Annotated in this window: 18 protein-coding genes, 1 tRNA gene and 1 pseudogene; 13 read left to right on the top strand and 7 right to left on the bottom strand. The window is 71.8% G+C overall.

The features are described 5' to 3' along the window. Window positions 1-7: 7 nt before the first annotated feature. From DEJ46_RS21450 to DEJ46_RS21425, 6 genes and pseudogenes are all read left to right on the top strand, one after another. Window positions 8-754 carry a Pr6Pr family membrane protein gene (locus DEJ46_RS21450; RefSeq protein ID WP_150268750.1) on the top strand — a complete coding sequence of 249 codons (747 nt, stop codon included), beginning with the start codon at window positions 8-10 and terminating at the stop codon, window positions 752-754. 38 nt (window positions 755-792) lie between these two features. Further along, a tRNA-Pro gene (locus DEJ46_RS21445) sits at window positions 793-866 on the top strand. A 544-nt stretch (window positions 867-1410) separates the two neighbouring features. Continuing rightward, the gene (locus DEJ46_RS21440; RefSeq protein ID WP_020133169.1) at window positions 1411-1614 is read left to right on the top strand and encodes a cold-shock protein; all 204 of its coding nucleotides are present in this window, start codon (window positions 1411-1413) and stop codon (window positions 1612-1614) included. Between the two features lie 352 nt (window positions 1615-1966). After that, window positions 1967-3466: a DEAD/DEAH box helicase gene (locus tag DEJ46_RS21435; RefSeq protein WP_150268748.1), complete on the top strand. Its 1500-nt coding sequence runs from the start codon at window positions 1967-1969 to the stop codon at window positions 3464-3466. Window positions 3467-3562: 96 nt separating this feature from the next. Beyond that, a pseudogene (locus DEJ46_RS21430) lies at window positions 3563-3877 on the top strand (hypothetical protein); the annotation flags it as partial. A 52-nt stretch (window positions 3878-3929) separates the two neighbouring features. Then, a complete protein-coding gene (locus DEJ46_RS21425; RefSeq protein WP_150268746.1) occupies window positions 3930-4241 on the top strand; it encodes an SCO5918 family protein in 312 nt (103 codons plus the stop codon). A gap of 91 nt (window positions 4242-4332) precedes the next feature. On the opposite strand, the gene DEJ46_RS21420 is transcribed toward DEJ46_RS21425, so the two are convergent. After that, window positions 4333-4692, bottom strand: coding sequence for a hypothetical protein (locus DEJ46_RS21420; protein ID WP_150268554.1), 360 nt, complete (start codon window positions 4690-4692; stop codon window positions 4333-4335). 734 nt (window positions 4693-5426) lie between these two features. On the opposite strand from DEJ46_RS21420, the gene DEJ46_RS21415 reads away from it, so the two are divergent. Next, entirely contained in the window at window positions 5427-5765 is a 339-nt protein-coding gene (locus DEJ46_RS21415) for a MerR family transcriptional regulator (protein WP_150268744.1), read from the top strand. Between the two features lie 96 nt (window positions 5766-5861). Here the strand turns inward: DEJ46_RS21415 and DEJ46_RS21410 are convergent, their stop codons facing one another. Beyond that, window positions 5862-6740: a glycosyltransferase family 2 protein gene (locus tag DEJ46_RS21410; protein WP_223834884.1), complete on the bottom strand. Its 879-nt coding sequence runs from the start codon at window positions 6738-6740 to the stop codon at window positions 5862-5864. A gap of 75 nt (window positions 6741-6815) precedes the next feature. After that, on the bottom strand, window positions 6816-7424 hold the full coding sequence (locus tag DEJ46_RS21405) for a gamma carbonic anhydrase family protein (protein WP_150268742.1): 609 nt from the start codon (window positions 7422-7424) through the stop codon (window positions 6816-6818). Between the two features lie 116 nt (window positions 7425-7540). On the opposite strand from DEJ46_RS21405, the gene DEJ46_RS21400 reads away from it, so the two are divergent. After that, a complete protein-coding gene (locus DEJ46_RS21400; protein ID WP_150268740.1) occupies window positions 7541-8686 on the top strand; it encodes a serine/threonine-protein kinase in 1146 nt (381 codons plus the stop codon). A 50-nt stretch (window positions 8687-8736) separates the two neighbouring features. Here the strand turns inward: DEJ46_RS21400 and DEJ46_RS21395 are convergent, their stop codons facing one another. Next, window positions 8737-9018 carry a hypothetical protein gene (locus tag DEJ46_RS21395; RefSeq protein WP_150268738.1) on the bottom strand — a complete coding sequence of 94 codons (282 nt, stop codon included), beginning with the start codon at window positions 9016-9018 and terminating at the stop codon, window positions 8737-8739. A 151-nt stretch (window positions 9019-9169) separates the two neighbouring features. Here DEJ46_RS21395 and DEJ46_RS21390 point away from each other — a divergent pair, with 151 nt between their 5' ends. Further along, window positions 9170-11011: an alkyl/aryl-sulfatase gene (locus DEJ46_RS21390; protein WP_150268736.1), complete on the top strand. Its 1842-nt coding sequence runs from the start codon at window positions 9170-9172 to the stop codon at window positions 11009-11011. A gap of 40 nt (window positions 11012-11051) precedes the next feature. Here the strand turns inward: DEJ46_RS21390 and DEJ46_RS21385 are convergent, their stop codons facing one another. Both DEJ46_RS21385 and DEJ46_RS21380 read right to left on the bottom strand, forming a co-directional pair. Beyond that, the gene (locus tag DEJ46_RS21385; RefSeq protein ID WP_150268734.1) at window positions 11052-12059 is read right to left on the bottom strand and encodes a YdcF family protein; all 1008 of its coding nucleotides are present in this window, start codon (window positions 12057-12059) and stop codon (window positions 11052-11054) included. Between the two features lie 46 nt (window positions 12060-12105). Next, complete coding sequence (locus tag DEJ46_RS21380; protein ID WP_223834882.1) at window positions 12106-13572, bottom strand: tetratricopeptide repeat protein; 1467 nt, start codon at window positions 13570-13572, stop codon at window positions 12106-12108. A 195-nt stretch (window positions 13573-13767) separates the two neighbouring features. Here DEJ46_RS21380 and DEJ46_RS21375 point away from each other — a divergent pair, with 195 nt between their 5' ends. Then, complete coding sequence (locus DEJ46_RS21375) at window positions 13768-14799, top strand: Lrp/AsnC family transcriptional regulator (protein WP_150268732.1); 1032 nt, start codon at window positions 13768-13770, stop codon at window positions 14797-14799. A 149-nt stretch (window positions 14800-14948) separates the two neighbouring features. Next, entirely contained in the window at window positions 14949-15254 is a 306-nt protein-coding gene (locus DEJ46_RS21365; RefSeq protein WP_150268730.1) for a DUF6191 domain-containing protein, read from the top strand. On the opposite strand, the gene DEJ46_RS21360 is transcribed toward DEJ46_RS21365, so the two are convergent. Beyond that, window positions 15232-16062, bottom strand: a complete 831-nt coding sequence (locus DEJ46_RS21360) for a class I SAM-dependent methyltransferase (protein WP_150268728.1) — start codon at window positions 16060-16062, stop codon at window positions 15232-15234. The two genes, DEJ46_RS21365 and DEJ46_RS21360, sit on opposite strands and share 23 nt — an antisense overlap. 62 nt (window positions 16063-16124) lie before the next feature. On the opposite strand from DEJ46_RS21360, the gene DEJ46_RS21355 reads away from it, so the two are divergent. Next, window positions 16125-17957 (top strand): prolyl oligopeptidase family serine peptidase, encoded by a 1833-nt coding sequence (locus DEJ46_RS21355; RefSeq protein ID WP_411757771.1) that lies wholly within the window; start codon window positions 16125-16127, stop codon window positions 17955-17957. A gap of 91 nt (window positions 17958-18048) precedes the next feature. Continuing rightward, window positions 18049-18789 (top strand): SURF1 family protein, encoded by a 741-nt coding sequence (locus tag DEJ46_RS21350; RefSeq protein ID WP_150268724.1) that lies wholly within the window; start codon window positions 18049-18051, stop codon window positions 18787-18789. The last annotated feature ends 60 nt before the right edge of the window (window positions 18790-18849 follow it).

Here is an 18849-nt window from a genome sequence, read left to right as displayed (position 1 = left end):
TGGGGTGATGCTCACGCCTCGCTCCGCCGGCTCCGCGGCCGTGCCGGCCTCCGCCGTCGTCCCCCCCGCCGAGCGCCGCCCCTTCGCGGCGGCGTTCCGGGGCCTGATCGCCCTGTGCGCGGCGACGGGCATCGTCATCGAGTGCGTCCACGGGAGCGTGCTCGTCGTCCTGAGCTTCTTCACGATCTGGTCGAACATCCTGGTCGCCGTGGTCTTCGGCTGGGGCGCCGCCCGCGCCTGGAACCGGCGCCCGCCGCTGCCCGCCCGCTGGACCGGCGGCGCCCTGCTCTGCATCTCGGTGGTCGGCCTCGTCTTCCACCTGGTCCTCGACAACCCGTCGAGCCCGTTCAACCAGGCGGCCGAGATCGCCCGCCTCACCGGCGCGAAAGCCGTCGCGAACCAGCTGCTCCACACCGCCACCCCGATCGGCGCGGCGCTCGACTTCCTCCTCCTCACCCTCCCCGGCGCCCTCCGGTGGCGCCACGCCGCCCAGTGGCTCGCGGCCCCGGGCCTCTACCTCGCCTTCGCCCTGGTCCGCGGCGAACTGATCTCCCCGGACGCCCCCACCCGCTACACGTACCCGTTCCTCGACGTCACCGTCCACGGCTACACCGGCGTCCTCACGAACACGCTCGTCCTGGGCGCGGCCTTCTTCGTCCTGGGCCTCGCGATCGTCGGCCTCGACCGCGTCCGACCTGCGGCGCGCCTCTCCGAAAACCGGATTTCGCCTCAGCGCGCGCGTGGGCTAAAGTAAGCGATGTCGCCGCGACGTGAAGCACAGAGCAGCGACATCGGGGTGTAGCGCAGCTTGGCAGCGCGCTTCGTTCGGGACGAAGAGGTCGTGGGTTCAAATCCCGCCACCCCGACAGCTGAAACACCAGATCAGGGGCCTGATCCGCGAAAGCGGGTCGGGCCCCTGAGTGGTTTCCGGGCGCTCTCGGGAGCCGTTCGGGACACCACCTTGCCTCGGCGGTCGCGTCCGCCATCTCCTTCCAGGCCGTGCCGGGTCGGCAGCAGAGACCGGTCACCGGCTCATCCCTGCCGGCCCACATGCTCCAGGCCGCTGCGAGTGCCGCGCACAGCGGCTGACGCGCTCCACGCTTCCGAAACACTGTGCCCGGGGTGAATCAATATCTATGCCCGCGGTCCCAGACTTTACCGGGCCCCGCTGGGAGAGTTTTTACCCCAACGCGCAGAGAGGGAATGCTTTACCCGCAGAGGCCGGCTCGGCATGCTACTGTCGATATCAGTTGCAGTTTTGGTACCCAAAGACTTCAAGCGCCTCCAGGCGGTTCTCCGCCACATAGGAGCGCTTTTTATTTCCGGTCATTTTCCGGGCAGGGCATCATCGCGGCGACACGGCGTCCGTAAAGTGCGGGCGCCGGTGTACTGCCCCAAAGGAGATATGACATGGCTGCTGGCACCGTGAAGTGGTTCAACGCGGAAAAGGGATTCGGCTTCATCGAGCAGGACGGTGGCGGCCCCGACGTGTTCGCCCACTACTCGAACATCGCCGCCCAGGGCTTCCGCGAGCTGCAGGAGGGCCAGAAGGTCACCTTCGACATCGCGCAGGGCCAGAAGGGCCCGACGGCCGAGAACATCGTTCCCGCCTGAAGCTGACGCGTAGTTCGTAGCTGGGGCCCGCATCCCTCGGGGTGCGGGCCCCAGCTGCACGCATTTTCCGGCAGCGGTCCCATCCGCAGGACGACCCCAGATGACCGCAGATGACCGCCGCCCACGGCCCCTCCAGGGACGCCTGCCGCTTTGATCCCGTGTCCCACAGTCGTCCAGGATCCCGACGTTCGCCCGACGTCACTCAATTTCAGATCCCAGCGCCTGCGCCGATACAGATTCCATGCGGGCGAGATTCGCTTTCGCATTCTCTTCGGCCCGCTCTCGTGGTCCCCGCGCCGCTCCATCACGGCGGGAATTCCTTGATGACGTGCCGTATCAAGGAAGGTTCCGAATGAACCCCACACGTACGAATGGCCGTTCTTCCCACAGCCGTCGCCGCGCCGGCGCCTCCGCTTTCGGCTCCACCGCTCCGGTCCGGGCCGGTCGCTTCGGTTCGTCCGCCCCCAGCCGTGCGGGAGACCCCAGCCGCTCGGGCGGCCACGGCCGCCGGCCTGTCACGGTGCAGGGAGAGTTCGCCCTCCCGAAGACGATCACCCCCTCGCTGCCCGCCGTCGAGGCGTTCGGCGAACTCGACATGCCCAGGGAGCTCCTGGCCGCCCTCACCGCGCAGGGCGTGTCCGTGCCGTTCCCGATCCAGGGCGCGACCCTGCCGAACTCCCTCGCAGGTCGTGACGTTCTGGGCCGCGGCCGGACCGGCTCCGGCAAGACCCTCGCCTTCGGCCTGGCCCTCCTGGCCCGCACCGCCGGGCAGCGCGCCGAGCCACGCCGACCGCTCGCCCTCGTCCTCGTCCCCACCCGTGAGCTGGCCCAGCAGGTGACGGACGCACTCACGCCTTACGCACGCGCCGTCAAACTGCGTCTGGCGACCGTGGTCGGCGGCATGCCCATCGGACGCCAGGCCGCCGCCCTGCGCGGTGGCGCCGAAGTCGTCGTCGCCACCCCCGGCCGCCTCAAGGACCTCATCGACCGAGGCGACTGCGGGCTGAGCCAGGTCGCGGTCTCCGTCCTGGACGAGGCCGACCAGATGGCCGACATGGGCTTCATGCCTCAGGTCACCGCCCTCCTGGACCAGGTGCGTCCCGAGGGGCAGCGGATGCTGTTCTCGGCCACTCTGGACCGCAACGTCGACCTCCTTGTCCGCCGCTACCTCACCGACCCGGTCGTCCACTCCGTCGACCCCTCCCAGGGTGCGGTCACGACGATGGAGCACCACCTCCTGCACGTGCACGGCGCCGACAAGCACCGGGTGACGACGGAGATCGCGGCGCGCGAGGGCCGGGTGATCATGTTCCTGGACACCAAGCACGCCGTGGACCGGCTCACCCAGGACCTCCTCGACAGCGGAGTCCGCGCCGCGGCACTCCACGGCGGCAAGTCCCAGCCCCAGCGCACCCGCACCCTCGCCCGGTTCAAGACCGGCCACGTGACCGTCCTGGTCGCGACGAACGTGGCGGCGCGCGGCATCCACGTCGACAACCTCGACCTCGTCGTCAACGTGGACCCGCCGACCGACCACAAGGACTACCTCCACCGCGGCGGCCGCACCGCCCGCGCGGGCGAGTCCGGCAGCGTCGTCACCCTCGTCACCTCCAACCAGCGCCGAGGCCTGACCCGCCTCATGGCCGCCGCCGGCATCGTGCCCCAGACCACCCAGGTCCGCTCCGGCGAGGAAGCGCTCCACCGGATCACCGGCGCCCGGACCCCCTCCGGCATCCCGGTCACCATCACCGCACCGGCGGCCGAGCAGCGTAAGCGCGGCCCGGTGTCCCGCGGTCGCCGCAGTACCGCTTCGGCAGCTCGGCGCGCGAGCGCGCGACAGTCCGGCGCGTGAGCGCGCGGTGGTCCGCCGTCGGCCCGGTGGCGTGGACGCCCCGGCGGCCGCCCGCCATGTGAACAGGAAACCGACCCATCTCCGCAGGAGGCACTTTTGACGCTGGTCCAGACGCAGCCCCGCTCGGCGAGCGCCACCCCCGTGGACAGGACGGCGGCCGACACCATGGACACGGCCGCACCGAGGGTGTGTGACGACATGACCGTGGAAGTTGCCCTGTCCGTCGTGATCAGCGCCCGCGCGAGGCATCTGCTCATCTGTGACGACGACGGTCTGTGTACCCGACTGGTCACCCGGGCCCAGCTCACCGCCGTCCGTGCGGGCAACGCGTACACGGACCGCATCCGGCTGCGCGACGTCCCCGGAGACCGCGGGCCGTTCGTCCCGCCCCGCACCCCGATGCCCCCCGCCTGAACCGACTCACCGCAGCCGGTCCCTTCTCCCCTTCTCCCTGTGAGGCACCATGCGTTGCGTCATCGCCCGGTTCCCGTTCGATCTGACCAGGAGCGGCGTCCTGGAATCCATGAAGGGCGTCAAGCCCGAGCTGGTCACCGGCGAATCCGTGATCATCGGCCGCCGCACCTACCCCGCCAAGCAGGTCGGCCAGGTCATCACCCGCCAGGACCGCCGTGACTTCAGCGCCGGCGAGGTCCTGAGAGCCATGACCCGGCTCGGCTTCACCTGCCGCGGGCTTCCCGGCACCGAGGCCCCTGCGCAGGGCCTCACCCCGGTCCAGCACGCATCCGCGCTGCTCGGCGCCCCGGTGGCCGTCTGACCGGCGCGAGCGGAACAGCCGGGAGGGCCCGACCAGCACGTGTGCCGGTCGGGCCCTCCCGCGTACCCCGGGTTTCCCCAGCGGCGCTGTGTCAGTGGTCGGAGTAGCTGAAGTCGCCCATGGTCCAGGCACTGACGTCCGCGATCGCGACGCGGTACATCCCACCCGTCTCCGGGATCCCCACCGTGCCCTGAAGAATGCGGGCCACATGGAAGTGCAGATGGGCGGGCGGCCCCTCTTGGGGTGTCGTGGTGGTGAAGACGGCGGAGAACTCGCCCAAACGGGCCGAGTCCGTCAGGACCTCCGACACCCGCTGCCTCCACACGGCTTCGGGAGCCAGCCGACCGGTGATGACCGCACCACCGGTGACCACGGTCAGGGACATCTGATTGCTCTGCCCGGACTCCACCAAGGCGGCGACGTCCACGAGCAGCTCGTCAGGCTTCGACATGAGAGCCGATTCTATCCACTCGCCGCCTCGCCGCCGAGGGCGCGACGGGATGAGGCGAGCTCGGACACGGCCAGGAGCACGGTGTCCGCGGCACCGTCCTGCGCCTGACCTGCAGTGCAGGCGACTCTCCCCATCCTGGGCCGGTCATGATGCTTTACCTCTCCTCGGAGAGCGCGAAAATCTATCTCGGCCAGAGTAGACATTGGGTGGTGACGGAGTTACGGTTTCTCTCGTAGCCCAGCGAGACAAGAGGGCCTGGCAGAGATGAACTGCCGGGCGGCAGTACCCGCAGGTGCAGTTGGCAGGACGGTGCGGTGGTGGAGTTCCGAAGCCACGGTTGTCGTAGGACGGCGACGGGACTGACGACCGGACCGGGGGGCCCGCAGTGATCAGGGGCCGCCGTGAGCAGTACGCAGTACCAGCAGGAGCAAGTGCCGCCAGCAGACACTCCCCTGTTGGGTATGCAGTTGATCACCGAGGGAAGAACGGAGGAGCCGAGCGCCATCAGGATCGCCCGGGCGGGATGCCGAGCCCGGGTACCGCAGGACATCGACAGTGAGGTGGTCTCCGGTCAAGCAACCGCGATCCCCGCGCGCCCGACAGCGTCTCGGTCGGGCCGGCGGAAACAGAAGGCCGGTGCAGTATCGGGGCCGGCAGATGGTGTAGTAGTTCCTTCGGGGCCCTGGTGCCAGACGGCACCAGGGCCCCTCAACGCGTTCACCAGAGAGGTGCAAGTGACAGCAGACAACTCCTTCGACCGTCTCGACGACGACGACTACCCCGCCTACACGATGGGCCGGGCCGCCGAGATGGTCGGTACCACCCAGGGATTCCTGCGCGCCCTCGGTGAAGCGCGCCTCATCACCCCGCTCCGCTCCGGCGGCGGCCACCGCCGGTACTCCCGCTACCAGCTGCGCATCGCCGCCCGCGCCCGGGAGCTGGTCGACCAGGGCACGCCCATCGAGGCCGCCTGCCGCATCATCATCCTCGAAGACCAGCTCGAGGAAGCCCAGCGCATCAACGCCGAGTACCGCCGCGCCGCCGAGTCATCCCGTCCGCCGGCCTCGGACTGAGGCTCCGCGGAGGCGCGACGACCATGGGGCGAGGATCCGGATGTGCACGGAGCGGAGGCCGAGTCAGGCCGTCGGACCAGGCCCGCTCCTCACCCGCTAGATGATCGGCGGGCGGCCCAGGCGGGTCATGCGGGCGACTGTGGACCAGCGCATGGGGCGGCGGGGGCCGCAGGGGCGGCGGATGCCTTCTGCGAAGCCGGCGAACCAGGCGGCCAGGCCCGGGACGGAGCGGGTGCGGGCCAGGGTCAGGAGGGTCCAGACGCCGAGGTAGACCGGGACCAGGAGGACCGGCAGGTTGCGCTTGGCCAGCCAGACGCGGTTGCGGGCGGTCATCCGGTAGTAGACGGAGTGCCGGGCGGGGCTGGTCCTCGGGTGCTGGAGCAGGAGTTCCGGCGCGTACACGACCTTCCAGTCCGCGTCGAGGGCCCGCCACGCGAGGTCGGTCTCCTCGTGGGTGAAGAAGAAGTCCTCCGGCCAGTCGCCGACCTGGTCGAGCATCGGCATCGACAGGCCGTGGCCGCCGCCGAGGAACGTCGTCACCTCGCCGCCGACCAGCGGGTCCTTCGCCCCGAGGCGGGGGACGTGGCGGCGCTGCGTCTCGCCCGTCTCGTCGGCGATCCGGAACGAGACGATCCCGAGGGCCGGGTCGGCCTCGTACAGGTCGCCGAGGCGGCGCAGGACGTCCGTGTCGACGAGCAGGCCGTCGTCGTCGAGGTCCACCACCACATCGACGTCGCCGAACGCGCGCAGCGTGTCGATCGCGACGTTCCGGCCGCCCGACACGCCCCTGTTCTCGGGGAGTTCGACCCCCGTCACGCCCTCGGGGAGCTCCGGGAGCGAGCCGGTGCCGTTGCCGACCACGACGATCCGGGCGGCCGGTTCGTCCTGCCGTGCCACGGCGTCGAGCAGGGCCCGCAGCTCGTCGGGGCGCGTGCCCATCGTCAGTACCGCCACACCCATACGCGGTCGTGTCACGACCCACTCCGTCCCACGCTGACCGACACTCGATCCGGATGCTAACGGGCGGGCGTCACCTTCCGTTCACCCGCGTCACGTCTCCAGGACACGGTCCTCGCTGTGGCGGGCGAGCGCGCGGCCGTAGCGTTCGGAGACGGCCGGCATCAGGCTCTCCCCCTCCGCCGGGCGGTCCAGGCCGAAGACGTAGCCGGGGAAGTCCAGAGCCTTCTGCGTCTTCCAGATCTCGCCGTGGTCGTTCGGCGGGAGGATCCGCGCCGGGTCGCCGACCGCGACCCAGCCGATCGGGACGGTCGCGTCGGCGGGGAGGACCGTCCGCAGGTGCACGATTCCGTTGATACGTACCTCCGAACGCGCGCCGATCCGCGCCCCGTTGAACACCCGGCTGCCCGTCGCGAGGAAGACCTCGTCCTCCACCGTGCAGCCGGCGAGGGAGGACGTCGGGCCGACCAGGACGTGCCGGCCGAGCGTCAGGGGGTCGCGGGTGGTGCCGCGCAGGACCGCGTTCTCCATGACGATGCAGCCCTCGCCGAGCTCCACCGGGCCGCCCTCGGAGGTCAGTACGGCTCCGAAGAGGATCCGGCAGCCCGCGCCGACGCGCACGTCGCCGGAGAGCGTCGCCGTCGGGGCCACGTAAGCGGTCGGGTGGACGGTCGGCGCCTGGCCGTCGTGTTCGATCAGCATCCCGTCATCATGCCGGGGCCGGCCCTGAGGGGACGCGCGGCGAGGAGCGTGTCCGGGCGGCTCTACGCTGGTTCCCTTCCGTCAAGTTGATCGATCGTCGAAAGGGTGGTGTCCAGGTGCTGGTCGCGGACCGATATCGGCTTCATGTGTGTATCGGCCGGGGCGGCATGGGCGAGGTGTGGCAGGCCACGGACGAGGTTCTCGGCCGGCCCGTCGCCGTGAAGCTGATGCTGGGTCACGGCACCGATCCGTCCGCCGGCGACCGCTTCCGGCTGGAGGCGCAGACCGCCGCCCGGCTGAGCCACCCGCACGTCGTGGGCGTCTTCGACTTCGGCACGTGGGACGGAAAGCTCTTCCTCGTCATGGAGCTGGTCGAGGGCGACAGCCTCGCCGGCAGCCCCTCCGACCCGCTGGTCCTGCCCGCCGAACGGGTCGCCGTCGTCGCCGCCCACGCCGCCGCCGGACTCGCGGCCGCCCACCGGCAGGGGGTCGTGCACCGCGACATCAAGCCGGGGAACCTGCTGGTCGACGCCGAGGGCACGGTGAAGCTGGCCGACTTCGGCATCGCGCGGTTCGTCGACGACCCCTCGGCGGCGCTCACGACGACCGGGCAGATCGTGGGCACAGGGCTCTATCTGGCCCCCGAGCGCGCCCTGGGGCAGCCCGCCTCCTCCGCCTCCGACGTCTACTCACTGGGGTGCGTGCTCTACCAACTGCTCACCGGGCAGCCGCCGTTCCGCGCGGACACGGCCACGGCCCTGCTCTACCAGCACATCGACACCCCACCCGTACCGCCCGGCCGGCTGGGGGTGGCGCTGCCGCCCGTCTTCGAGACGTACCTGCTGAGCCTGCTGGCCAAGCAGCCCGAGCAGCGGCCCCCGGCGCAGGCGATCGCGGACTGGTTCTCGTCGGGTGCCTGGCGTGGTTATCCGCAGCAGCAGCCGCAGCCTGTGCATCAGGTCCCCCATGGGCAGCCCCAGCACGGGATGCCCCACGCGCAGCCCGTGCACCCTGGTTCTCAGCCCGTCCATCAGGCCCCCCGGCCCGTCCATCAGGCCCCGCCGGCCGCACGTCCCATGCAGCCGCCCGCCCAGCACGTGTCCGCCGCACCGTCCGCCTCGCGGCGGCGCGAGCGGCCGGCGGCGCCCGGTGGTGGCGGGCTCGCCGAGCTGTCCCGGCGCCGGCCCCGTAAGACGGCCGCCGTCGCCGGAGCCATCGCCTTCGTCGTCTTCCTGATCATCGGGATGGCCTGGCTCTCCTGAGCCAGGCCCGGCAGTACTCCCCAGTAGGCGTCGGTACGCGCCGGGACTCGTCAGTACAGTCTCGGCGCCATCACGTGCGGCTCGCCGTCCGCCGTCGCGAGCAGCAGGCAGCGCGGTACGCCGGGCCCGGTGGTCGCCCGTACGAACACTTCGGTCGGCGGCTCGGTCGGCAGCTCGATCGGGACGGTGACCGGCCGGTCGTCCGTCACCGTGGCGTGCCCCGTCTCCTTGCCGTCGACGAGCACCTCGACGACGGGCCTGTGCCCGGTCTGGACGGTCACGGAGACCGAGTGCCCGAGGTAGTCGGTGTGGAAGTGGTGGCGTCGACGCATGGGTCACCTCCGTTCCTTCCAGAGTAGGTACGGAGCGGCCATCCCGCCGCTTCCCGCCGCTCCGCTCCGCTCCGAAGTGCGGTCGTAGTGACCCGGTGTTCAGATGGACCGGAACGCCGATCACCGCCCTCGCGGAACGGAGCCCCCGCACATGAGCGACGCCCTGCCCTCGTTCGAGGACACCACCGACTTCGACGACGCGGACAGGGGCTTCATCGGCGCCCTGGTCCCCGGCAAGGTCACGGCCGCCGACGGCCGGACCGTCTGGGACGGGGACGTCTACGGCTTCCTCAAGGCGGACTGCCCCGACACCGCGCACCCCAGTCTGTGGCGCCAGGCCCAGCTCTGCTCGCGTCAGGGCCTGTACAAGGTCACCGAGGGCGTCTACCAGGTGCGGGGGCTCGACCTGTCGAACATGACGGTCGTCGAGGGCGAGCGCGGGATCGTCGTCATCGACCCGCTGATCTCCACGGAGACCGCCGCCGCCGCGCTCAAGCTCTACAAGGAGCACCGCGGCGACCGGCCCGTCACGGGCCTGATCTACACCCATTCGCACGCCGACCACTTCGGCGGCGCCCGCGGGATCCTCCCGCACGGCACCGAGGAGGGCGTGCCGATCATCGCCCCGGCCGGCTTCCTGGAGCACGCGGTCAGCGAGAACGTGTACGCGGGCAACGCGATGACCCGCCGCGCGGCCTTCATGTACGGGGCGAACCTGCCGAAGGCCCCGGACGCGCAGATCGGCACCGGGCTCGGCCAGACCACCTCCCTCGGCACCGTCAGCCTCATCGAGCCGACCGTGGACATCACCGAGACCGGTCAGGAGGTGAGGGTCGACGGCGTACGGATCGTCTTCCAGCTGACGCCGGGCACCGAGGCGCCGGCCGAGATGAACTTCCTCTTCCCGGACCTGCGGGCGCTGTGCCTGGCCGAGAACGCCACGCACAACATGCACAACGTCCTGACCCTGCGCGGGGCGGTCGTCCGCGACTCGCGCGTCTGGGCCGCGTACCTCGACGAGGCGGTCGAGCTCTTCCACGGGCAGTACGACGTCGGCTTCGCCTCCCACCACTGGCCCACCTGGGGCCACGACAACGTGGTGCGGTTCCTGACCGAGCAGCGGGACCTCTACGCGTACCTGCACGACCAGACGCTGCGGCTGCTCAACGAAGGCCTCACCGGCCCGGAGGTCGCCGAGCAGATCCAGCTGCCGCCCGCCCTGGCCACGTCCTGGCACGCGCGCGGCTACTACGGCTCGCTGAGCCACAACAGCAAGGCGGTCTACCAGCGCTATCTGGGCTGGTTCGACGGCAACGTGGCCCACCTCTGGGAGCACCCGCCGGTCGAGACCGCGAAGCGGTACGTGGCCCTGGCCGGCGGCCCCGCCGAGATGCTCGTCAAGGCCCGCGAGTACGTCGACGCGCACGACCTGCGGTTCGCGGCGACCCTGCTCAACCACCTGGTCTTCGCGGAGCCCGGGAGCATCGAGGCGAAGGAGGCCCTGGCCTCGGTCTACGACCGTCTGGGGTACGGCGCCGAGAACGGCCCCTGGCGCAACTTCTACCTGACGTCGGCGCTGGAGCTCCGCGAGGGCATCGTGAAGACGGACCTCGACACGTCGAACCCCGAGATGGCGATGGCCCTCACCGTCCCCATGCTCGTCGACTCGATCGCGGTACGGATCGACGGGCCGCGCGCCTGGCACGACGACCTGACCGTCGACCTGCTCGTGCTGGACGGCCCCACGGGCGCGGGGACCCGCCACCGGCTCACCCTGCACAACGGCGCCCTCACCCAGCGGGTGGTCACGGGCCCGCCCCGGACGCCCGCCGGACTGACGCTCACGCTGGCCAAGGCCCAGCTCCTCGGCCTGCTGGACGGCCAGAGCCTCCAGGAGCTCGGGGTCGGTGCGGAGGGCGACCCGGCGCTGCTCGCGCGGCTCCTGTCGTACGTGACGACGCCCGACCCGCAGTTCCCGATCGTCACGCCGTGAGCGGCCGCGCGGCCCACGGGGCCCGTCCCGCTCCGCTCGGTCAGCGGACGAACCACGCCAGTACGCCGAGCAGGATCAGCGCCGCGCAGATCCCGAGGTTCACCACCTTGTACTGGAGGAAGACGGCGACGAACTCGCGCATGGTCGCCGACGGCCAGAAGTAGGCGGCGGTGGGCGAGCCGACGACCTGGCCGTCCACCCCCGCCCGACGGGCCATCAGCGCGGCCCGGAAGGCGTGGAAGTTGTTGGTGACGATCACGCAGGAGGAGCCGGGCCGGTCCCGCTCCATCAGCTCCTTGCTGAAGATCATGTTCTCCTCGGTCGTGCGCGAGCGGTCCTCGCGCACGACCGCGCCGGCCGGGAACCCCCGCTCGACGAGGTAGTCGGCCATCGCGTGGGACTCGGGCAGCTCCTCGTCGGGGCCCTGCCCGCCCGAGGTGATGAGGACCGGTGCGTCCCCGCCGCGCGCGGCCAGCGTCTCGTACACCTCCCGGCCCCGGTCCAGCCGGCTCGCGAGGAGCGGCGGCACCCGGCGACCGCCGATCAGCCCGGAGCCGAGGACCACGACGTAGTCGGCGTCGCGGCGGAGCCTCATCCGCCCGTACAGGAACGCGTAACCGACGAAGCAGAGGAACAGGAACGAGACGTAGCCGAGGACGAGCAGCGTGGTGACGGCGATCAGGCCCACGGCCCGCGAGTGCGTGGCGACCGCCGCCGCCATCAGGCCCATCACCCCGAAGATGCCGAGGCCCGCGAGGAGCGAGAGCAGGTTCGCCGGGCGTCTGCCCTCCTTGCGGACCATCTTCACGCCGTTCGCGCAGAGCAGCACGGCCAGCACGAAGGGGCCGAGGCCCAGTACGAGCAGCACCAGGATCATCACGGTCTCGGCGACGCCGGGCGGGGCGGCGTCGATCTCCGCGAGGAGGCCGAGCCCGAAGAACGTGACGGCCAGGCCGAGGTACACGGCATTGCCGAAGCGGCGCCGGTCGCGCAGCACGCCGGCCCCGAAGAGCAGCAGGAAGACGGCGGCCACGACGAAGGCGATCATTCCGACATCGTAGGCATCGGGACCGACACGCGGCCGTTTTCCGCGCCTACTCCTCTCCCGCCAGGGCGAACAGGCCCAGACGCGCGCCCTCTTCGTACGCGCGGCGCAGCTCCCGGTCGTCGAGCAGCCCCCGCAGGAGCGCTTCGCTGCGGTCGCGTGAGGTCGCGCAGTACTCCGCCGGGCGGTACGCCTCCTCGAAGACCGAGGCCCTCAACAGGTCGGCCGCGCCGAGGAGATGGGCGGCGGAGGTCATCCGTCCGACCATGACCCGCATCTGGGCGAGGAGTTCGGCCGCGCAGGCCGCCCCGACGGCCGTCCCGAGGTGCAAGTGGGCGCGGAGCGCGCGCCGGGCGTGCTCGGCGGCCCGCTCGCGCTCCCCGTCCCAGGAGAGGAGTTCGGCCCGCGCGTGGTGCGCCCAGGCGTCTGCCCACAGGTCGCGCCCCGTCCAGGCCTGCCGGGCCGGCGTGTCGAGAACCGCCTGGTCCAGGGCCTCCTGCGCGGCCTCCGGGTCGGTCCGGCTGAGGGTCAGGGCGAGCGCGACCCAGCACAGCTCCCGGCTCGGCCCGAACTCAGGGTGCTCCTCCATGAGGGCGAGCGCCTCGCGGAACTCGGCCGCCGCCTCCCGTGTGCGCCCCTGGAAGAGGGCGGTCGCGCCGCGCAGATGGGCCAGCATCCCGAGGCACCGGTCGTCCCCGTCCCGTACGGCCGCCGCCCAGGCCTGGACGAGCAGTGGGTCGGCGTCCTCGGGGCGGCCCGATTCCAGCTCCAGGTAGGCGGCGAGCCACAGGGCGCGGGCGGGGTGCGGGCCGGAGTGCAGGGAGAGGGCGTGGCGCAGCCGGGTGTGGCCCTCGGCGACCCGCCCGCAGGCCACCCACAGGAACCACAGGGAGACCGCGATCTCGACGGAGGTGTCGGCCTCGGCGTTCGGCGAGAGCGGGGCGGTCGTCGGGTCCATCGCGGCGGCCAGGTCGGGGAGTTCACGCAGGGCGAGGTTCCTGGCGTCGATCTGGCGGCCGCTCTGCCACCAGTCGGCGGCCTGCCGGGCCAGTTTCACGCACCACCTCCGGTGGTGCAGGACGACGACCCAGCGGTCGCCGCGTGCGGTGAGGCGGCGGGCGCCGACGGCCCGCATCGGGTGCGGCATCCAGTAGCGGGGGGCGCCGTCCTCGCCGTCGAACAGGTCGTCGACGGGGAGGAGCGCGAGGGGGGCGAGCCGGTCGAGGACCGCCTGGATCTCCTCCGAGGGCAGCGTCCCGGAGGCGCAGACCTCGCGGACGGCCTCCCTGCCGAAGGCGCCCTCGAAGACGGAGAGCCGTTCCCACAGCAGGCGTTCGGCGGGGCCGCAGCGCGCGTAGCCCTGCTCGGCGGCGGTCAGTTGGTCGGGACTGACCGGCTCACCCCACAGCAGCTCCGCCTCCTGGGACGGAGCCTCCGGAGGCTCCGTCCCAGGAGACTCCCCAGGGATACTGCCAGGGAAGCTCCTTGTGTTCCGCGGGCTCTTCGGATTCCCCATGTGCCCCATGGATTCCATCCCCCGTACCACCCTGTCCTGTTCTATGCCGACCTGTCCCTGTCCACATCTGTGACTTATGCCAGCCTTGATGGCGAACAATCGCCACGACGGCTTGAATGCATATGCCCCAGTCCACATCCTGGGGCGCCCTGGTGCCCACACCCACGGTTTCCCAGAGATCGGCCAAGGAGGCACATGCATACCGGGGAATCCGTCCTGGGGGAACCGGATCTGGCATTGATTCACGCACTGCAGCTCGCTCCGCGCGCCAGCTGGACGCAGCTCTCGGCCGTCCTGGGGCCGAGCCCCGACACGCTCGCCCGGCGCTGGGACCACCTCACCGCGGGCGGCTGGGCATGGAGTTCGCTGCTCGTCGCCCGCGGCGGGGACACCACGCTGTACGCCTGGGCCGAGCTGGAATGCGTCGCGGGCAGCGCCGAGGCGACCGCGATCGAGCTCGCGGACGATCCGTACACCCTCGGCGTCCACCAGGTGACCGGCGACGCCGATCTGGTGCTGCTCGTGATCTGCCCGGACCTCTACGCCCTCGACGTCTACCTCGCGGGCCGGGTGCGACGCCTGCCCGGAGTGCTCCGCTCCCGTACGCAGGTCGTCACCCGGCTGCACAACCGCCCGTACCGGTCGCGGATCGAACAGCTCGCCCCGGGGCAGGTCCGGCTCCTCTCGGACGTCACGGGCGGCGAGAAGCGGCCGCGCCCGCTCACCCGTCCACGGACACCCCTCACGGACCTCGACCGCGAACTGGTCGCCGAACTGGCCGGGGACGCCCGCCGCAGCGCCGCCGAGCTGGCCCGCCAGTGCGACACGAGCGAGTCGACGGTACGGCGCAGGCTCGACGCCCTCATGGCGGCCGGCGCGCTGCACCAGCACTGCCTGCCGGCCCCGAGGTTCTCCGGGCGCCCGGTGTGGGCGCTGGTCACGGCCGACGTCCCGCCCCTTGAGGTGGCCTCGACGGTGGCGGCGCTGACCCGGCTGCGCCACACCATGGTGATCACCTCGGTGACCGGGCCGCACAACCTGGCGCTCGCGATGTGGCTCCGTACGGTCGAGGAACTGCACGAAGTGACGGCAAGGCTCGTACGGGCCGCCCCCACACTGCGGATCACGGGCACCCAGGTCTCGCTGCGCACCCACAAGATCGGGGCGCAGGTCCTCGGCCCGGACGGGCGGCGCACGCACCACATACGGCCCGACGTGACGATCTGACGAGACCTGAGGGGACCAGAGGGTCCTGAGGGGCGTGAGGGTCCTGAGGGGCGTGAGGGTCCTGAGGGGCGTGAGGGTCCTGAGGGGCGTGACGATCCGGGGCCGCGCGGCCCGTTCCGGCCCACGGGCCCGCGTGGTCTCATGGGGGCATGGAGTTCGCCGTGTTCGTGACGCTGCCCGGCCTCGTCATCCTGCTGACGGTGGTCGCCTTCGCCGACCAGCTGCTGCGGGCGACCGGGCGCGGCAAGCGCACCGGCCAGGTCTCCTCGACGGGCTTCGAGCAGCTGCACGCGACGTTCTCGCAGGGCAAGCAGAACGAGCTCAAGGAACGGCAGAGCGCCCTCGTGATGCGCGACGACGAGGAGGACGGCGCCCCGCCGCACCACTCGACGGTGGATCTGAAGGGCGGGCGCGCCGTCATCCGGATCGCTTCTAGGCCGGCCGGGACGCCTTGATCGAGTACATCAGCGGGATCCGGGGGCGGTCCGCCGGGAAGCGGTAGTAGCCGTCCTCGTGCCGCTGGAGCGCGCCGTAGCGGGGGTACAGCGAGGCGTCGTGCTCGTGCAGGAACTCGATCCTCAGGCCCGCCTTCGCGATCGCCGTGACGACCTCGCCGATCGGGTGCACCCACTCCACGCTGCGGTTGTGGACGGTGTCGGCGTCGAGGTCCGCGTACGTGCCCGGGGCGGAGTCCACCCACGGCTCGCGGATGAAGTAGTCGTTCACGATCCGGGTGCCGGTCTCGTCGTCGAGCGAGTCGGTCAGCGGATGGAACTCGGCCACGTAGAGGAAGCCTCCCGGGGCGACGAGGGAGGCGGCGGTCTCCGCCCAGCGCTCGATGTCGGGCAGCCAGTTCAGCGCCCCGCCACCGGTGTAGACGATGTCGTACGCGTTGTCCGGGACGGCCCCGGCGGCCTCGTACACGTCGGCGGCGACGAAGGCGGCCCGGTCCTGCGGGAGCCCGAGGTCGGCGGCGAGGGACCGGGCGGTCTCGACGGCCGGCTCGGAGAAGTCCAGGCCGACGACGTGCGCGGCGCCGTGCCGCGCCCAGGAGAGCGTGTCCAGGCCGATGTGGCACTGGAGGTGGAGCAGGGAGCGACCGGTGACGTCACCGACCTCGGCGAGCTCGAAGTCCCGCAGGGCGTCCTTGCCGGCGCGGAAGGAGTCGAGGCCGTAGAACGCGCTGGAGGCGTGGATCGGGACGCGCTCGTCCCAGCGTGCGCGATTCGCCTCGCGCCAGTCCTCGGGGGTCGGAGAGTACATGTCGGCGAGGTTATCCACAGGTTGCGGACGACGCGACCGGATTGTCGGCCGCGCGGAGCATCATGGGTGTCATGACTGAGAGCAAGGACTTCACCCAGATCCCGGCGTGGGAGCAGACCCCTGTGTGGGAGCAGCGGTTCCGCGCACCACGCGTCTCCCTGCCCGAATGGGCCGAGGAGGCCCCGGACCGCTCGCTGTTCGTCTCCAATGCCACGGGGACGTACGAGCTGTACGCCTGGGACCGGGCCACCGGCGAGCAGCGGCAGGTCACGGACCGGCCGAACGGCACGACGGACGGCACGCTCTCCCCCGACGGCGCGTGGATCTGGTGGTTCGCGGACACCGACGGGGACGAGTTCGGGGTGTGGATGCGCCAGCCGTTCGCGGGCGGCGCGGACGAGCCCGCCGTGCCGGGGCTCGACGCCTCGTACCCGGGCGGCCTCGCCATCGGACGGGAGGGCACGCTGGTGATCGGCCGCTCCACGGACGAGGACGGATCGACGGTCCATCTCGTCCGCCCGGGGGCCGCCGCCCCGGTCGAGATCTACCGGCACCGGGAGTCGGCCGGGGTCGGCGACCTCTCGCACGACGGCTCGCTGATCGCGATCGAGCACACCGAGCACGGGGACGCGATGCATTCGGCGCTGCGCGTGCTGCGCGCGGCCGACGCGAGCGTGCTGGCCGAGCTCGACGACACCAAGGGCGGCACGGAGGAGCTGGGGCTCGCGGTCCTCGGCTTCGCGCCGCTGGCGGGCGACTCCCGGCTGCTCGTCGCGCACCAGCGGCGCGGCCGCTGGGAGCCGATGCTCTGGGACGTGGCGGCGGGCACGGAGACCGATCTGCGGCTCGACCTGCCGGGCGACGTGTCGGCCGAGTGGTATCCGGACGGCTCCGGGCTGCTGATCGTGCACAGCTTCGAGGCCCGCAGCGAGCTGTTCCGGTACGAGATCGCGACGCGCGCCCTGGTGCGGGTGGAGACCCCGGCCGGTTCGGTGTCGGAAGCGACGGCCCGGCCCGACGGGACCGTCGAGTACCTGTGGTCGTCGGCGGCCCAGCCGCCGGTGGTGCGCTCCACGGACGGCTCGATCGTCCTCGACCCGCCCGGCCCCAAGGCGCCGCCCTCGGTGCCGGTGGAGGACGTGTGGGTGGACGGGCCCGGCGGCCGGGTCCACGCGCTCGTGCAGCGTCCGGCGGAGGGCGAGGGGCCGTTCCCCACGGTCTTCGAGGTGCACGGCGGTCCCGCCTGGCACGACAGCGACGCCTTCGCCTCGGGCCCGGCGGCCTGGGTGGACCACGGGTACGCGGTGGTGCGGGTCAACTACCGGGGCTCGACGGGGTACGGCCGGGAGTGGACGGACGCGCTCAAGCACCGGGTCGGTCTGATCGAGCTGGAGGACGTCGGGGCGGTCCGTGAGTGGGCGGTGGCGAGCGGCCTCGCCGACCCGGCGCGCCTGGTCCTCTCCGGCGGCTCTTGGGGCGGTTACCTCACGCTCCTCGGCCTCGGGACGCAGCCGGACGCCTGGGCGGTCGGTCTCGCGGCAGTCCCGGTCGCGGACTACGTCACGGCGTACGAGGACGAGATGGAGGCCCTGAAGGCACTGGACCGGACGCTGCTGGGCGGCTCGCCCGAGGAGGTGCCCGAGCGGTACGCGGCCTCGTCGCCGCTGACGTACGTGGACGCGGTGAAGGCGCCGGTCCACATCTCGGCCGGCGTCAACGACCCGCGCTGCCCGATCCGGCAGATCGACAACTACGTGGACCGGCTCGCGGCCCGGGACGCGGTCCACGAGGTGTACCGGTACGACGCGGGCCACGGCTCGCTCGTCGTGGAGGAGCGGATCAAGCAGGCCGCCCTGGACCTGGCCTTCGCCGCGAAGCACCTGGGGACGTCCTAGGGACCCGACCGCCGGGGACCCGACCGCCGTGGACCCGGCCGTCGGGGACCCGGCCGTCGGGGAAGCGCGCCCGCTTGCGTACCGTGGGGGTGTGTACCGGTTCCTGAGAACGCCCCGCTGGTGGGGGATCAACGTCTTCGTCCTGCTGGCGATCCCGTTCTGCGTGTTCATGGGGACCTGGCAGCTGGGCAAGTTCGAGGATCGCGTCGACTCCCATCAGGAGGCCGAGCAGCGGCCCGCCGCGAGCTCGCTGAAGGCCGCCCCGCTGGCCACGCTCCTGCCGGTCGACAAGGAGACGTCGGGGCGGTCCGCCGAGGCGCGCGGCCGCTTCGGGGAGCAGTTCCTCGTCCCGCAGCGCGAGCTGGACGGCCGGACCGGTTCGTACGTCCTGACGCTGCTGAAGACGGACGGCGGCCGGTCGCTGCCGGTGGTCCGGGGCTGGCTCCCCGCGGGCGGGAAGGCCCCGGCCCCGCCGGCCGGCGAGGTCACGGTGGTGGGCGCGCTCCAGGCCTCGGAGAACCCGGGGACCAAGGGCGCCCACGCGGCGGGCGGCCTGCCCGAGGGTCAGCTCGGCATGATCAGCGCGGCGGCCCTGGTGAACGTGGTCACCGACGACGTCTACGACGCCTGGATCACCCTCGCCGACTCTCCCGCCGGTCTCACTCCGGTACCGGCGGAGGCTGCCGCGGGGACGAGCCTGGACGTGAAGGCCTTCCAGAACCTCGGCTACACGGCGGAGTGGTTCGTCTTCGCCGGCTTCGTTCTCTTCATGTGGTTCCGCCTGGTGCGCCGTGAGGCGGAGGCCTCCCGGGACGAGGCGCTGGGCCTCTAGCGCGCCGGCGCAACGAAGTACGGGAAAGGGCCTGGAGGGCCGATCGACGGCTTCCAGGCC

Source organism: Streptomyces venezuelae (genome assembly GCF_008642375.1).
GTDB lineage: Bacteria > Actinomycetota > Actinomycetes > Streptomycetales > Streptomycetaceae > Streptomyces > Streptomyces venezuelae_G.
This window is presented reverse-complemented; position numbering and strand designations above follow the sequence as displayed.

Bases quoted from the DNA above. Each gene is read 5' to 3' on its own strand.
- DEJ46_RS21385 (WP_150268734.1), bottom strand. From the start codon at position 12,059: ATGATCGCCTTCGTCGTGGCCGCCGTCTTCCTGCTGCTCTTCGGGGCC.
- DEJ46_RS21395 (WP_150268738.1), bottom strand. From the start codon at position 9,018: ATGCGTCGACGCCACCACTTCCACACCGACTACCTCGGGCACTCGGTC.
- DEJ46_RS21375 (WP_150268732.1), top strand. From the start codon at position 13,768: ATGCATACCGGGGAATCCGTCCTGGGGGAACCGGATCTGGCATTGATT.
- DEJ46_RS21390 (WP_150268736.1), top strand. From the start codon at position 9,170: ATGAGCGACGCCCTGCCCTCGTTCGAGGACACCACCGACTTCGACGAC.
- DEJ46_RS21425 (WP_150268746.1), top strand. From the start codon at position 3,930: ATGCGTTGCGTCATCGCCCGGTTCCCGTTCGATCTGACCAGGAGCGGC.
- DEJ46_RS21440 (WP_020133169.1), top strand. From the start codon at position 1,411: ATGGCTGCTGGCACCGTGAAGTGGTTCAACGCGGAAAAGGGATTCGGC.
- DEJ46_RS21435 (WP_150268748.1), top strand. From the start codon at position 1,967: ATGAACCCCACACGTACGAATGGCCGTTCTTCCCACAGCCGTCGCCGC.
- DEJ46_RS21405 (WP_150268742.1), bottom strand. From the start codon at position 7,424: ATGCTGATCGAACACGACGGCCAGGCGCCGACCGTCCACCCGACCGCT.
- DEJ46_RS21380 (WP_223834882.1), bottom strand. From the start codon at position 13,572: ATGGGGAATCCGAAGAGCCCGCGGAACACAAGGAGCTTCCCTGGCAGT.
- DEJ46_RS21360 (WP_150268728.1), bottom strand. From the start codon at position 16,062: ATGTACTCTCCGACCCCCGAGGACTGGCGCGAGGCGAATCGCGCACGC.
- DEJ46_RS21355 (WP_411757771.1), top strand. From the start codon at position 16,125: ATGGGTGTCATGACTGAGAGCAAGGACTTCACCCAGATCCCGGCGTGG.
- DEJ46_RS21450 (WP_150268750.1), top strand. From the start codon at position 8: ATGCTCACGCCTCGCTCCGCCGGCTCCGCGGCCGTGCCGGCCTCCGCC.
- DEJ46_RS21365 (WP_150268730.1), top strand. From the start codon at position 14,949: ATGGAGTTCGCCGTGTTCGTGACGCTGCCCGGCCTCGTCATCCTGCTG.
- DEJ46_RS21420 (WP_150268554.1), bottom strand. From the start codon at position 4,692: ATGTCGAAGCCTGACGAGCTGCTCGTGGACGTCGCCGCCTTGGTGGAG.